The following is a 13,619-nucleotide window of genomic DNA, read 5'->3' as shown; positions in this document are numbered from 1 at the left end:
AGCATCCCGGTTCACCGCGGGTGCCCCGGGTACCCGGGCGGCGGCCGTCCCGGACGAGCAGAGAGGACCGGCGATGAAGGCTGTGACCTGGCAGGGCAGGCGGGACGTGCGGGTGGAGGACGTGCCCGATCCCCGGATCGAGGAACCGACGGACGCCGTCATCCGCATCACCTCCACCGGGCTCTGCGGCTCCGACCTGCATCTGTACGAGGTGCTGACCCCGTTCATGACACCGGGCGACATCCTCGGGCACGAGCCCATGGGCATCGTCGAGGAGGTCGGCGCGGCGGTGCCGGACCTCATGGCGGGCGACCGGGTCGTGGTGCCCTTCCAGATCGCCTGCGGCAACTGCTGGATGTGCCTGAACAGCCTGCCGACGCAGTGCGAGACCACCCAGGTCACCGGCGAGGGCATGGGCGCCGCCCTGTTCGGCTACACCCGGCTCTACGGCGCGGTGCCCGGCGCCCAGGCCGAGTACCTGCGGGTGCCGCAGGCCCAGTTCGGCCCCATCAAGGTGCCCGACGGCCCGCCCGACGACCGGTTCGTCTATCTGTCCGACGTCCTGCCCACCGCCTGGCAGGCGGTCGCCTACGCGGACGTCCCGCAGGGCGGCAGCATCGCCGTCCTCGGCCTCGGGCCGATCGGCGACATGGCCTGCCGGATCGCCCGGCTGCGCGGCGCCGACCGGGTGTTCGGCGTGGACCTGGTCCCCGAGCGGCTGGAGCGCGCACGGGCGCGGGGCGTGCAGACGTACGACCTCAGGGACTTCGACGACGAGAAGGCCCTGGTCGCGGCGATCCGTGACGAGACCGACGGCCGCGGCCCCGACGCCGTGATCGACGCGGTCGGCACCGAGGCCCACGGGAGCGCGGCCGCCCGGCTCGTGCAGCAGGCCGCCACGCTGCTGCCCCGGAAGATCGCAGGGCCCCTCGCCGAGCGTTTCAGCGTGGACCGGCTGGCCGCCGTGTACACCGCGATCGACCTGGTGCGCCGCGGCGGCACGCTGTCCCTCGTCGGTGTCTACGGCGGCACGGCCGACCCGCTGCCCCTGCTCACGATGTTCGACAAGCAGCTCCAGATCCGCATGGGCCAGGCGAACGTACGCCGCTGGACCGACGAGATCCTGCCGCATCTCACCGACGAGGACCCCCTCGGCGTCGAGGACTTCGCCACCCACCGGGTGCCGCTCGCCGAGGCGCCGCACGCGTACGAGATGTTCCAGCGCAAGCAGGAGGGCGCGGTGAAGGTGCTGATGACCCCCTGAGCCGGCCCCGCCCGGGACCCTCGGCCGGGAGCACTCCCCGAGGATGATCCCGGCGAGGCCGTGGCGCACCGGCTCCTGCGGCTGGGCGCGGGCACGGGCGCGCGCCTCACGGTGGAGGCGCCGGCGGGGTGAGCGGGTTCCGGCCGGGACCGGTCCCGGGGAGGGGCCGCCCGTCCGCTCCGGGCTGGCTATCCTGATCGGCAAGCCGTCGATGAGGAGTCCGACCGTGTCCGAGGCCGAGCCGCGCCCCACTCTCGAGGCCGTGGCCGCGCGGGCGGGGGTGTCCCGTGCGACGGTCTCCCGTGTGGTCAACGGCGGCGACGGGGTGCGCGAGCCGCTCGTCCAGCGGGTCATGCGGGCCGTGGAGGAGCTGGGCTACGTCCCCAACCAGGCGGCGCGCAGTCTGGTGACCCGGCGGCACGACGCCGTCGCGGTCGTCGTCGCCGAACCCGAGACGCGCGTCTTCGCCGACCCCTTCTTCGCCCACCAGCTGCGCGGCATCAGCAAGGAGCTGACCGCCCACGACAACCAGCTGGTCCTGCTGCTGACCGAGGACCGTGAGGACCACGCCCGGGTCGGCCGCTATCTCGCCGGCGGCCATGTCGACGGGGCGCTGGTGTTCTCCCTGCACCTCGACGATCCGCTGCCCGCTCTCATCCGGCGTGCCGGGGTCCCGGCGGTGTTCGGCGGACGCCCCTGCTGGGACGGAGGCACCGGCGCGGACGCGGCGACGGTGTACGTCGACTGCGACAACCGGGGCGGCGCGAGGGAGGCCGTACGTCATCTGGCGGGCCTCGGCCGCACCCGGATCGCCCATGTCACGGGGGCGCTCGACCAGACGTCCGCGGTCGACCGTCTCGACGGCTACCGGGACGGGACCGGCGACGCCGATCCCCGGCTGATCGCGGAGGGCGACTTCTCGCACGCGGGCGGGGAGCGGGCGATGCGCGAGCTGCTGGACCGCTGCCCGGACCTGGACGCGGTGTTCGTGGCCAACGACCTGTCCGCCTCGGGTGCCCTGAGGGTGCTGCGCGAGCGCGGCCTGCGGGTGCCCGAGGACGTCGCCGTCGTCGGCTTCGACGACATGCTGCCGATCGCCGAGCAGACCGACCCGCCCCTGACGACGGTCCGGCAGGACATCGAGGGCATGGGCCGCCTGATGGCCCGCCTCCTGCTCTCCCGCCTCGCGGGCGAGCCCGCCCCGGCCGGCGACGACCCGAGCGGCGTGATCCTGCCGACGACGCTCGTCCGCAGGGCCAGCGCGTAGGCACCGGCCCTGGGCGCGTGCCCCTGGGGGCTGTCGTTCGGATCAGGCCGGCGGCCCCTTTCAGCCGGCCCCGAGCGGGCGAAGCCGAGCGTGGGGGCGGCGACGACGCGGCAGACGTGCGGGCCGGACCCCGCCAGGGCCTGTCCGGCCCTTCGCGTCGTCGCCCGAAGGGCGGCCGCGCGCCGTCAGGTGCGTGCTCTCGGCGTGCCGGCTCCAGGCCCTCGTACCGGACGTACCCGGGTCCGGGGCCGGTGCGGCGAGAGTGCGTGCACGGCGTCGCGCGGCAGACGGGAACGGTCAGACAGGCCCCAGGGGCCGGCATGATCCCGCCGACGGGTCCTAGCCGCGTGGAGCGCTCGTGATGACGGCGAACCGGGCACCGTAGGGGTCGGTCAGTACGGCGACGCGGCCGACGTACGGCACGTCGGCGGGAGCCGTACGGAGCGTGCCGCCCAGCCGCTGCGCCCGCGCGGTGACCTCGTCGGTGTCCTCCACCTCGATGTGGACGAGCCAGTACGGGGCGCCCGCGGACTCCGAGGGGTCCTCGTCCTGCGGGGCCAGGCCGCCGAACATCGCCTCCTCGCCCTCGCCGGCCGGGTTGACGCAGGTGTGGAAGCCGCCCGGGAAGGTGACCGAGGAGGTCTCCCAGCCCAGCACCTTGTGGTAGAAACCGGCCGCGGCCGCGATGTCCGGTGTGTACAGCTCCAGCCAGCGCAGCGAGCCGGGCGCGCGCACCAGGTCGAGCCCCTTGTCGCGGTCCGGCTGCCAGATGCCGAACGACGCCCCTGCCCGGTCGCCGAGGACGGCCGTGCGGCCCCGGTCCGTCACGGTCGTCGGTTCGAGCAGGACCGATCCGTGCGCCTGGCGGACGGCCGCGGCCGTGGCGTCGGCGTCGGAGCTCCGGAAGTACACCGTCCAGGACGGCGGGCCCTGCCCGGGCGTCGTCCGCGTGCTCCCGGCGACGGTCAGGCCGTCCAGCCGGAAGAAGCCGTGTCCGCCGGACTCAGGGCCGCCCGGGACGTGCTGCCAGCCGAACAGACCGCCGTAGAAGGCGCCCGCACCGTCGACGTCCGGGGCGCCGACGTCGATCCAGTGGGGGGCGCCGTGGACGAAACGGGTGGTGAGCATCGTGCCCTCCTCGAAAGGGGCCCGTTGTCTGCACTGCCGAGTCTGGCACCGCCCACCGGCGACCGCGCGCCGCCGTGCGCGGCACGGCCGCCGAGGGCATCATCGTCCGGTCGGCGGGCCCGCGTGACGCGCGTTGATCCCGCGTTGATCGAACGTTTTTCGCCGCACGGCACGATCTCGTCCATGCACAACGACACCCTGACCCCGGCCGCCCCTTCCTGGCAGGCCCAGGCCCTGTGCGCGCAGACCGGGGCGGACTTCTTCTTTCCCGAGCCGGGCAGCTCGGTCCGCGAGGCCAAGCGCATCTGCGCCCTGTGCGAGATGCGCCCGGCCTGCCTGGAGTACGCCCTGGCGAACGACGAGCGCTTCGGTGTGTGGGGCGGTCTGTCCGAGAAGGAACGCCTGCACCTGCGCCGCACCTCGCGCTGAGCGAGGTGCGGCGGTGAGGTGAGGTGCGGCGGTGAGGTGCCGGGTCAGCCGGCCGCGCGGGCGGCCATCCGGGCCTTGCGGGCGGCGAGCTTCTCGTCGAACTTCAGCGCCTCGGCGTCCAGGCCGCCCATGAACAGACCCAGCTCCTCCTGCGCCGCGGCGCCCTCCGGGCCGAGGCCGTCGATCTCCATGATCTTCAGGAAGCGCAGGACGGGCTGCAGGACGTCGTCGTGGTGGATGCGCAGGTTGTAGACCTCGCCGATGGCCATCTGGGCGGCGAACCGCTCGAAGCCGGGCATGCCGTGACCGGGCATGCGGAAGTTCACCACGACGTCCCGCACGGCCTGCATGGTGAGGTCGGGGGCGAGTTCGAAGGCGGCCTTCAGCAGGTTCCGGTAGAAGACCATGTGCAGGTTCTCGTCGGTCGCGATGCGCGCCAGCATGCGGTCGCAGACCGGGTCGCCGGACTGGTGGCCGGTGTTGCGGTGCGAGATGCGCGTCGCCAGCTCCTGGAAGGCGACGTAGGCGACCGAGTGCAGCATCGAGTGCCGGTTGTCCGACTCGAAGCCCTCGCTCATGTGGGCCATGCGGAACGCTTCCAGCTTGTCCGGGTCGACCGCGCGCGAGGCGAGCAGGTAGTCGCGCATCACGATGCCGTGCCGGCCCTCCTCGGCGGTCCAGCGGTGCACCCAGGTGCCCCAGGCGCCGTCGCGGCCGAAGAGCGAGGCGATCTCGTGGTGGTAGCTGGGGAGGTTGTCCTCGGTCAGCAGGTTCACGACCAGGGCGATCCGGCCGATCTCGGTGACCTTGGACTGCTCCTTGTCCCAGGCTTCGCCGTCCTCGAAGATCCCCGGGAAGTTGCGGCCGTCGCTCCACGGCACGTACTCGTGCGGCATCCAGTCCTTGGCGATCTTCAGATGCCGGTTCAGCTCCTTCTCGACCACTTCCTCCAGTGCGTACAGCAGCCGGGCGTCGGTCCAGACGGAGGGGCTGCCGAGGTGGGAGGAGGTGATCGTCACGGGTACTCCAGGGGGACACTGGGCGAAACTGAACGCTCCGGCGAGCGGCGCCGGAACCTACGGGATCGTAGGCTACGAATCCGTAGGTTACGAAGCCGTAGGTTAAGTTCGAGGTAAAGAAGAGCCTCAAGGTCCCTGGTCAGCGGCCTCGTACGGGTATGCGAAAGCCCTGGGAGCCGCAGGTCCCGGGACTGTCCGGGTGAGCCGGTCACCCGTCAGGCGTACAGGTCGCGCAGCCGGACCGAGAGGCACGTCACACATCCCTCCAGCTTCTCGAACTCCGAGATGTCCACGACGACCGGTTCGTGGCCCAGCGAGGCGAACAGCTCGGCCGTCCTCGGCGCGCTCGCGGCCATCAGCAGCCTGTTCCCACCGAGCAGCACCACATGCGCCCCGGACTCCTCCGGGACCGGCAGGAAACGCCCGAACAGCGACGGCGTGTCCACCACGGGGACGTGCCCGACGACCGTCCCGTCGGGCAGCGCCGTGACCGCCGTCTTCAGATGCAGCACCTTGGTCACCGGCACGGCGACCACCCGTGCGCCCAGCGGCTCGAACGCCGCGCGCAGCTGCTGCACCCCGGCCGCGTCGGTGCGCCCGCCCCGGCCGACGTAGATCGTGTCGCCGACCTTCAGCACATCGCCGCCGTCCAGCGTGCCCGGCTCCCGGATCCGGTTCACCGAGCAGCCGAGGGCCACCACCGCCTCCTCCACGGCGGCGGTCTCCGCGCGCCGGGACTCGGCACCGGGGCGCGCGATCAGCGCCACGTTCCGGTGGACCACGACGGTGTCCTCGACGAACACCGCGTCCGGGCAGTCGTCGGCCGGGTCCACCTCGACGGTCTCCCAGCCGTTCTCGCGCAGTGCCCGCGCGTACGCCTCCCACTGCTCCACGGCCAGGGCGGCGTCCACCTCGACGCGCTCGATGTGGGTGACGAGGCCCTCGGCGAGACGGGGGCCGGGGCGACGGACGAGAGCCTTCTTGCCGGGCACGAGGAGTCCTCCGTTTCGGACGGGGCCGGCCGGCGCCCCTGTCGCTGCGCCGGCCCTCACGCACTCCCGATCCCTTCCCGGTCCGGGCGGACGGAACCCCCTCGCCGCTACCCCACCTCCTCCGGGGTGACCTCGGTGAGCGCCCCGTCCAGCAGCAGCCAGCGGGTGATGCCGACCGACTCCAGGAACGGCAGATCGTGACTGGCCACGATCAGCGCGCCCTCGTAGGACTCCAGGGCCGTGGTGAGCTGCCGCACGCTCGCCATGTCCAGATTGTTCGTCGGCTCGTCCAGCATCAGCAGCTGCGGGGCCGGTTCCGCCAGCATCAGCGCGGCCAGCGCCGCCCGGAAGCGCTCGCCGCCGGACAGGGTGCCGGCCTGCTGGTCCGCCCGGGCGCCCCGGAACAGGAAGCGGGCCAGCCGCGCCCGGACCCGGTTGTTGGTGGCACCCGGCGCGAACCGGGCCACGTTCTCGACGACCGTCAGCCCGTCGTCGAGCACGTCCAGCCGCTGCGGCAGGAACCGGTGCGGCACATGCGCCCGCACCTCGCCCGACACCGGCGCGAGCTCGCCGGCGATCGTGCGCAGCAGCGTGGTCTTGCCCGCGCCGTTGCGCCCGATCAGCGCCACCCGCTCCGGGCCGCGCAGCTCCAGGCCGCCCTCGATCCGGGCGCCGTACGCCAGGGACAGGTCCTGGAGCGTGAGCACGGTCCGGCCCGGCGGCACGGCCGTGTACGGCAGGTCGACACGGATCTCGTCGTCGTCCCGTACGGCCTCCACCGCGTCGTCGAGCCGCCCCCTGGCCTCGGCGAGCTTCTCCTCGTGCATGATCCGGTGCTTGCCGGCGGACTCCTGCGCCGCCCGCTTGCGCGCACCCATGACGATCTTCGGCTCGCGTTTGCTGTCCCACATCTTCTGGCCGTACCGCTTGCGGCGGGCCAGCTTGAGCTGGGCGTCGGCCAGTTCCCGCTTCTGCCTGCGCAGGTCGGCCTCGGCCACGCGCACCATGCGCTCGGCCGCGTCCTGCTCGGTGGCGAGGGCGTCCTCGTAGGCGGAGTAGTTGCCGCCGTACCAGGTGACCTCCCCGCCGCGCAGGTCCGCGATCTGGTCGACCAGTTCGAGCAGTTCCCGGTCGTGGCTGACCACGACCATGACGCCCGGCCAGGACTCCACGGCCTCGTACAGCCTCCGGCGCGCGTACAGGTCGAGGTTGTTGGTCGGTTCGTCCAGCAGCAGCACGTCCGGCCGGGCGAGCAGCAGCGCGGCCAGCCTCAGCAGCACCGACTCGCCGCCCGACAGTTCACCGATGGTGCGGTCCAGCCCGATGTGGCCGAGGCCGAGTTCGCCGAGCGCGGCGAGGGCGCGCTCCTCGACGTCCCAGTCGTCGCCGACCGCCTCGAAGTGCCGCTCGGACACGTCACCGGCCTCGATGGCGTGCAGCGCGGCACGCCGCCCGGCGATGCCGAGGACCTCGTCGACCCGCAGACCGGTCTCCAGCGTGACGTTCTGCGGGAGGTGGCCGACCTCGCCCGCGACGCGCACGGTGCCGTCGGCCGGGGTCAGTTCACCGGCGATGAGTTTCAGAAGAGTCGACTTCCCGGCTCCGTTGACGCCGACGAGCCCGGTGCGGCCGGGGCCGAAGGAGATGTCGAGGCCGTCGAGGACGGACGTGCCGTCGGCCCAGGAGAAGGACAGGGAAGCGCAGGTGATCGAAGTATGCATACGGGGCCTCCGCGATTGCGTGATGGGGTCAGGGCAAACGCGTGTCGAGACACCGGAAGGCGGCGACCGTCCCGGGAACGGGAAAGCGGCGGGAACGAGAAAAGCCCTGTCGCACAAGGACGGCTCGTACGCCGAGGTCGCACGCTACGCACACACCTCAGGGGGTGTGGCGCGGTGTCTCAGGACCTCAGACGAGCAACGTCCTTCTCCGATCGGCGGCAACAGAAGCGTTGTACAACGTACGGGGGCCCCGGAGAGGTGTCAACGGATTAACGCGCGGGGCCCACGGTGATGTCGGATTCCTGCCAGACCCCGTACGCCGACGGCTGGTTGAGTGATCCGCATGACGAACCAGCACCCCCTCCACGACCGCGCCCTCGCCTTCCGCGCCCTGCACGTCCCCGGCCGTCCGCTCGTCCTGCCCAACGCCTGGGACCTGGCCAGCGCCCGTCTCGTCGAGGACGCCGGTGCCGCCGCCGTGGCCACCACCAGCGCCGGGCTCGCCTGGGCCCTGGGCACCGCGGACGGCGACCGGCTGGAGCGCGACCGCGCCCTCGGCGCCGTCGCCGGCATCGCGGCGGCCGTGCGGGTGCCGGTCTCCGCCGACGTCGAGAGCGGCTACGCCGCCGACCCCGCAGGAGTCGGCGACACCGTCCGCGCGGTGCTCGCGGCCGGCGCGGTCGGCATCAACATCGAGGACGCCCTGTACGAACCGGGCACGGACCCGCTGCGCCCGGTCGCCGAGCAGGCCGAGCGGATCGCCGCCGCACGCCAGGCCGCCGACGCCGAGGGCGTACCGCTGTTCGTCAACGCCCGCGTCGACACCTTCCTGCGGGGCGCCGGGGGCGTGGACCTCACCCTGGAGCGGGCGGCCGCGTTCGTCGCCGCGGGCGCCGACGGCGTCTTCGTCCCCGGGGCCGTCGACCCGGAGACCGTGAAGCTGCTCGCCGACGGCATCGACGCGCCGCTGAACATCATGGCCGGACCCGGTGCGCCCGCCGTCGCCGAACTGGCCGCGCTCGGCGTCGCCCGGATCAGCGCGGGGGCGAGCCTGCCCCAGGCCGTGCACGCGCTGACCCGCCGGGCCGCGCGGGAGCTCCTGGAGCACGGCACGTACGACGCGCTGGCCGGCGGCCTGGACTACGGCGACCTCAACGCGCTGTTCGGCCGGGAGCGCTGACCGGGCCCGGCGGACGCCTCAGCAGGCGTCGCGCATCAGCTGGGCCAGGTCGCCGTCCAGGTCGACCATGAGGTGCTCGCGGCCCACCGGCACCAGCTCGCCGGTGGCGGCCAGGAAGCGCCGTACGTCGGCCGAGTGCAGATGCACCACGGCGGTGCCCTCCGGGGCACGGAACTCCAGCTCGGTGCGGTCGTACCCGTACGGCCGCACCCGGACGTCACCGAACCCCTCGGCTTCCTGGAGGCCGGCCGCCAGCAGTTCGCGGGCGAAGGCCCAGCACACCTCGACCCCCTCCAGGGTGGCCTGGGCGGGGAAGGTCATACGGACGGCGAACGGGTCGCTCCGGTCGTAGTGCAGCGTCGCCGGGATGCGCTGCATCCGAGGTGCGGCGGCTACCAGGCGGGCCTCGACGGGCTGCTCGATCACGGTGGACAATGCCTAGCTCCCTTGCGACGACGGGACGGAACTCCGGGCGATGAGGCGGGTCACAGAGGGAGACGTAGGAATCGGCCGCGGCGTGCACAGGAATCCTCAGTGACCTCTGTCACCGTGTTCCATCACTCGCCCGACTCAGTCCTGCCTCCTTCCCGGCGTCCGAGGCCCTCTGGACGGCTTCACGGCGGTCGGCTAGCTTCGCGCGCCATGAGGCGTACGGTGAGCACGCGAAGGACGGGACGACAGGGAAGAGCGGGCCGGGCGGCGGCCGCGGCACTGGCGTGCGGGGCGGCGCTGGCCGCCCTGACCGCCGTACCGGCGCAGGCGCGGCAGGAACAGGAACAGAAGGAACCGCAGGCGCGGCAGGAACAGCGGGCGCCACAGGCACCGCAGGACCGGCGGGCGCAGCGGCCGCGGCACGGGGCGCCGCACTGGGAGCTCAAGGACACGGGCACCCCCGAGGTCCGCTTCCGGGGCCTGGCCGCCGTCGGCCGGAAGGTCGCCTGGGTGTCCGGCAGCGCCGGCACGGTCCTGCGCACCACCGACGGCGGCGCGAGCTGGCGGAACGTCTCGCCGCCCGGCGCCGGAGAGCTCCAGTTCCGTGACATCGAGGCGTTCGACGCCCGGCACGCGGTGGTGCTGGCCATCGGCGAGGGCGACGCCTCGCGGGTGTACCGCACCGACGACGGCGGAGCCACCTGGACGGAGTCCTTCCGCAACACCGACGCGCGGGCCTTCTACGACTGCCTCACCTTCTTCGACCGGCGCCACGGCCTCGCGATGAGCGACCCCGTCGACGGCAGGTTCCGCATCCTGTCCACCGGCGACGGCGGCCGTTCCTGGAAGGTGCTGCCGGCCGACGGCATGCCCGCGGCGCTGGAGGGCGAGGCCGGTTTCGCGGCGAGCGGGCAGTGCCTGGTCGCCTCCGGGCCGAGGGACGTCTGGCTCGCCACCGGCGGAGCCGCACGCGCGCGTGTGCTGCACTCCGCGGACCGCGGACTGACCTGGACGGCGGCCGACAGCCCCGTCCCGGCCGGCGACCCCGCGCGCGGGGTCTTCGGGCTGGCCTTCCGCGACCGCACCCACGGCCTCGCCGTCGGCGGCGACTACCGCCCGGACCAGACCTCTCCGCGGGCGTCGGCGCGCACCTTCGACGGGGGCCGCACCTGGCGGCCCGCCGGCGTCCCCTCGCCCGCCTACCGTTCCGGTGCGGCCTGGCTGCCGCACAGCCGCGTCGCCGCCCTCGCCGTCGGCCCCACCGGCACCGACCTGACCACCGACGGCGGCCGCACCTGGCGGACCGTCGACACCGGCTCGTACGACACCGTCGACTGCGCCCCCGACCGCGCCTGCTGGGCCTCCGGCGAGAAGGGCCGCGTGGCCCGGCTGGAGCGCTGAGGCACCCGCGCGTGCCGTCGCCGGGGTGTCCGGGGCCGCCCGGACAGGGACGGGGCCCGGTCGCGGCGCGCGCCCGGCGGCGGCAGGGCCCCCGAGCCGGACCCGGCCGGGCGTCCCGCGCGGTGCGGTCCCGCGCGGTGCGGTCCTGCGCGGTGCGGCCCCGCGCGGTGCGGCCCCGCGCGGCGGCTTCCGGCGGCGCGGTGCGGGCCGGTTGCGCCACGAACATGATCGCGAGCCCGGCCCCGGCCCGGCGGCGTGCGGCCGCCGGGCCGTACGCTCGTGCCCATCATGACGACGGTACGCATTCCCGCGGGCTGGCCCGCGACCGAGGAGCAGGCCCGCGCGGTGCAGGACGAGTTGCGCGCGCGGGTGGTGCTGGACGAGCCCGGGCCGCCGCCCGGTGCCGGGCACGTCACCGGGGTCGACGTGGCCTACGACGACGAGCGCGACCTGGTCGCGGCGGCGGCCGTGGTGCTGGACGCGGGCAGCCTCGACGTCGTCGCCGAGACGACCGCGGTGGGCCGGATCTCCTTCCCGTACGTGCCCGGTCTGCTCGCCTTCCGGGAGATCCCCACCGTGCGTGCCGCGCTGGACGCCCTGCCGTGCCCGCCCGGAGTGGTCGTCTGCGACGGCTACGGCCTGGCCCACCCCCGGCGGTTCGGCCTGGCCAGCCATCTCGGCGTGCTGACCGGGCTGCCCACGATCGGCGTCGCGAAGAACCCGTTCGCCTTCACCCACGGCGACCTCGCCGCCCCGCGCGGCTCCGCCGCCGCGCTGCTGGCCGACGGCGACGAGGAGGTCGGCCGCGCCCTGCGCACCCGTGCGGGGGTGAAGCCGGTGTACGTGTCCGTCGGCCACCGGATGTCCCTCGACGCGGCCTGCGCCCATGTCCTGCACCTCACCCCGCGCTACCGCCTCCCGGAGACCACCCGCCGGGCGGACGCCCTGTGCCGCAGGGCACTGAAGGAGGCGGCGGGGGAGTGAGCCCGCGGCGGGCGGTCCCGGTGAGAGCGCCCCGGCACAGGTGATCGGGCGTCCGGCCGGGCACGCGTACGGACGGCCCGGCATGCGCCCGCCCGGAAGGCCGGGCACATGCCGGCCCGTCGTGCACCGAAGCCCGTCGTCGGCCCCGCCCGGCCCGTCGAGCGCGCCGTGACGGCCGCGCCGGTCCTCGCCGCTCCCACGGGCCTCGCGTGGCTCGCCGGGATGATCTGCACCCCGGTGGAGCGGCCGATGTGACGGCCGGCCGCTCCGTCAGCGTGTCGCCGCCACCCGGAAGGTGATCCCCGCCCGGGTCAGCCGGCCGATCAGCGCGTCGCCCATCGCCACCGCGGTCGTCACCTGCCCGGCCGTCGGCGGCAGTTCGTCGAAGGCCAGGGACAGCGCGGCCTCGGCGAACATCTTCGCCGTCTCGCCGTACCCGGGGTCACCGCCCGCGACCTCGGTGAACACCCGCCGTCCGCCGCCCTCGCCGACGAACCGCACGGAGAACCAGCTGCGGGCCCGCTTCTCGGCGCTCGGGCCCTCGCCGGGCCGGAGCCGCCCGGAAAGCCAGCGCCGCGCGGCCGGCACCTGGGCGGCCGCGAACAGCGCGGCGACGGCCGCGACACCGCCCACCGCGACCGGCAGCCGGCGTACGGCCGCGTAGTGGCGGTAGCGGAAGTCGGGCCCGTAGCGGTCCAGCGCCTTCGCCGAGCGGCGCACGATCTGCGGGTCGATGGTCGGCAGGGGCAGGGCCCATGCGCCGACCTCCCCGGCGAACCGGGGGGCGCCGGCGGGCGTCGTCGCCCGGCGGCCCATCAGCCTCGGCTCGTGCCGTCGCCGGTCCCGGGCGGCCGCGGCCATCTGCCGGCCGCGCGCGAACTGCCCGAGGGCGGAGGCGAAGGTGCCGCCGGAGAAGGTCGCGTCGGCCGTGACATAGCTGTCCACGGTCAGCGGCACGCCCTCGGGCAGCTGCTTGACCGTGAAGTACGCGCCCAGGTCGTGCGGTACGGAGTCGAAGCCGCAGGCGTGCACCAGCCGCGCTCCGGTCTCCCGCGCGCGGGCGTCGTGCCGGACGTACATCAGGTCGACGAACTCGGGCTCGCCGGTGAGGTCCAGATAGTCCGTGCCGGCCTCCGCGCAGGCGGCGACCAGTTCCTCCCCGTACCGCACGTACGGGCCCACGGTCGAGGCCACCACGCGCGCCTGCTCCGCGAGGGCGCGCACGGAGGCCGGGTCGGCCACGTCGGCCCGCAGCACCCCCACCTCGGCCCCCTTGCCGGGCAGGCTCTCGCGCAGCCGCTCCAGCCGGGCCTCGTCACGGCCGGCGACCGCCCAGCGCAGTTCCTCGGGCGCGTGCGCCGCGAGGTACTCCGCGGTGAGTCTGCCGACGAAGCCGGTGGCTCCGAAGAGCACGATGTCGTACGGGCGTTCCGTCCCTTTTAGCCTGCTCATGACACCTCTCGATCCCGCGGCCCGCGCCGTTGTCGGTGGCTGAGGCTAGCGCGAGGAACGCGGAGCCACGACGGCGAGCCCGCAGGTGTGCGGGGGGTGTGGCCGGAAGTGCCCTGACCAAGTGGGAAAAAGTGCGCCAGTCCGCCCGCCGGGCCGTCCGCCGGTCCGCCCGCCGGGCCGTCCGCCGGTCCGCCCGCCGGGCCGTCCGCCGGTCCGCCCGCCGGGCCGTCCGCCGGTCCGCCCCCGGGCCGCCCGCCGGTCCGCCCCCGGGCCGCCCGCCGGTCCGCCCCCGGGCCGCCCGCCGGTCCGCCCCCGGGCCGCCCGCCGGTCCGCCCCCGGGCCGCCCGCCG

The 13,619-nt window shown here is 74.5% G+C and carries 13 protein-coding genes; 7 read left to right on the top strand and 6 right to left on the bottom strand.

What is annotated here, in order from left to right; translation table 11 throughout:
* The first annotated feature begins 73 nt into the window (after positions 1–73).
* Positions 74–1,264 (top strand): zinc-dependent alcohol dehydrogenase, encoded by a 1,191-nt coding sequence (locus ACIQGV_RS38960; RefSeq protein ID WP_402504051.1) that lies wholly within the window; start codon positions 74–76, stop codon positions 1,262–1,264.
* A 211-nt stretch (positions 1,265–1,475) separates the two neighbouring features.
* Positions 1,476–2,531: a LacI family DNA-binding transcriptional regulator gene (locus ACIQGV_RS38955; RefSeq protein WP_402504048.1), complete on the top strand. Its 1,056-nt coding sequence runs from the start codon at positions 1,476–1,478 to the stop codon at positions 2,529–2,531.
* A gap of 339 nt (positions 2,532–2,870) precedes the next feature.
* Here the strand turns inward: ACIQGV_RS38955 and ACIQGV_RS38950 are convergent, their stop codons facing one another.
* On the bottom strand, positions 2,871–3,659 hold the full coding sequence (locus ACIQGV_RS38950; protein ID WP_402504046.1) for a VOC family protein: 789 nt from the start codon (positions 3,657–3,659) through the stop codon (positions 2,871–2,873).
* A 183-nt stretch (positions 3,660–3,842) separates the two neighbouring features.
* Here ACIQGV_RS38950 and ACIQGV_RS38945 point away from each other — a divergent pair, with 183 nt between their 5' ends.
* Entirely contained in the window at positions 3,843–4,088 is a 246-nt protein-coding gene (locus ACIQGV_RS38945; protein ID WP_402504043.1) for a WhiB family transcriptional regulator, read from the top strand.
* Between the two features lie 44 nt (positions 4,089–4,132).
* Here ACIQGV_RS38945 and ACIQGV_RS38940 read toward each other — a convergent pair whose 3' ends face one another.
* From ACIQGV_RS38940 to ACIQGV_RS38930, 3 genes are all read right to left on the bottom strand, one after another.
* Positions 4,133–5,107, bottom strand: a complete 975-nt coding sequence (locus ACIQGV_RS38940) for an acyl-ACP desaturase (protein ID WP_402504040.1) — start codon at positions 5,105–5,107, stop codon at positions 4,133–4,135.
* A 215-nt stretch (positions 5,108–5,322) separates the two neighbouring features.
* Positions 5,323–6,099 (bottom strand): dimethylargininase, encoded by a 777-nt coding sequence (gene ddaH / locus ACIQGV_RS38935; RefSeq protein WP_402504037.1) that lies wholly within the window; start codon positions 6,097–6,099, stop codon positions 5,323–5,325.
* 107 nt (positions 6,100–6,206) lie between these two features.
* Positions 6,207–7,820, bottom strand: a complete 1,614-nt coding sequence (locus ACIQGV_RS38930) for an ABC-F family ATP-binding cassette domain-containing protein (protein WP_402504035.1) — start codon at positions 7,818–7,820, stop codon at positions 6,207–6,209.
* 343 nt (positions 7,821–8,163) lie between these two features.
* On the opposite strand from ACIQGV_RS38930, the gene ACIQGV_RS38925 reads away from it, so the two are divergent.
* Positions 8,164–9,000, top strand: coding sequence for an isocitrate lyase/phosphoenolpyruvate mutase family protein (locus ACIQGV_RS38925; protein WP_402504033.1), 837 nt, complete (start codon positions 8,164–8,166; stop codon positions 8,998–9,000).
* A gap of 18 nt (positions 9,001–9,018) precedes the next feature.
* Here ACIQGV_RS38925 and ACIQGV_RS38920 read toward each other — a convergent pair whose 3' ends face one another.
* The gene (locus tag ACIQGV_RS38920) at positions 9,019–9,435 is read right to left on the bottom strand and encodes an SsgA family sporulation/cell division regulator (protein ID WP_402504031.1); all 417 of its coding nucleotides are present in this window, start codon (positions 9,433–9,435) and stop codon (positions 9,019–9,021) included.
* A 207-nt stretch (positions 9,436–9,642) separates the two neighbouring features.
* On the opposite strand from ACIQGV_RS38920, the gene ACIQGV_RS38915 reads away from it, so the two are divergent.
* The 3 genes from ACIQGV_RS38915 to mmpA all read left to right on the top strand — a co-directional run bounded on the left by ACIQGV_RS38915 (position 9,643) and on the right by mmpA (position 12,072).
* Positions 9,643–10,833: a WD40/YVTN/BNR-like repeat-containing protein gene (locus ACIQGV_RS38915; RefSeq protein ID WP_402504029.1), complete on the top strand. Its 1,191-nt coding sequence runs from the start codon at positions 9,643–9,645 to the stop codon at positions 10,831–10,833.
* 288 nt (positions 10,834–11,121) lie between these two features.
* On the top strand, positions 11,122–11,817 hold the full coding sequence (locus ACIQGV_RS38910; RefSeq protein WP_402504026.1) for an endonuclease V: 696 nt from the start codon (positions 11,122–11,124) through the stop codon (positions 11,815–11,817).
* Between the two features lie 108 nt (positions 11,818–11,925).
* Positions 11,926–12,072: a morphogenic membrane protein MmpA gene (mmpA, locus tag ACIQGV_RS38905; protein WP_402504024.1), complete on the top strand. Its 147-nt coding sequence runs from the start codon at positions 11,926–11,928 to the stop codon at positions 12,070–12,072.
* 15 nt (positions 12,073–12,087) lie between these two features.
* On the opposite strand, the gene ACIQGV_RS38900 is transcribed toward mmpA, so the two are convergent.
* A complete protein-coding gene (locus tag ACIQGV_RS38900; RefSeq protein ID WP_402504022.1) occupies positions 12,088–13,269 on the bottom strand; it encodes a saccharopine dehydrogenase family protein in 1,182 nt (393 codons plus the stop codon).
* Between the last annotated feature and the right edge of the window lie 350 nt (positions 13,270–13,619).

Origin of the sequence: Streptomyces sp. NPDC093094 (assembly GCF_044754345.1) — a bacterium.
GTDB lineage: Bacteria > Actinomycetota > Actinomycetes > Streptomycetales > Streptomycetaceae > Streptomyces.
The sequence above is the reverse complement of the archived record's forward strand: the minus strand, read 5'-3'. Positions and strand labels throughout refer to the sequence as shown.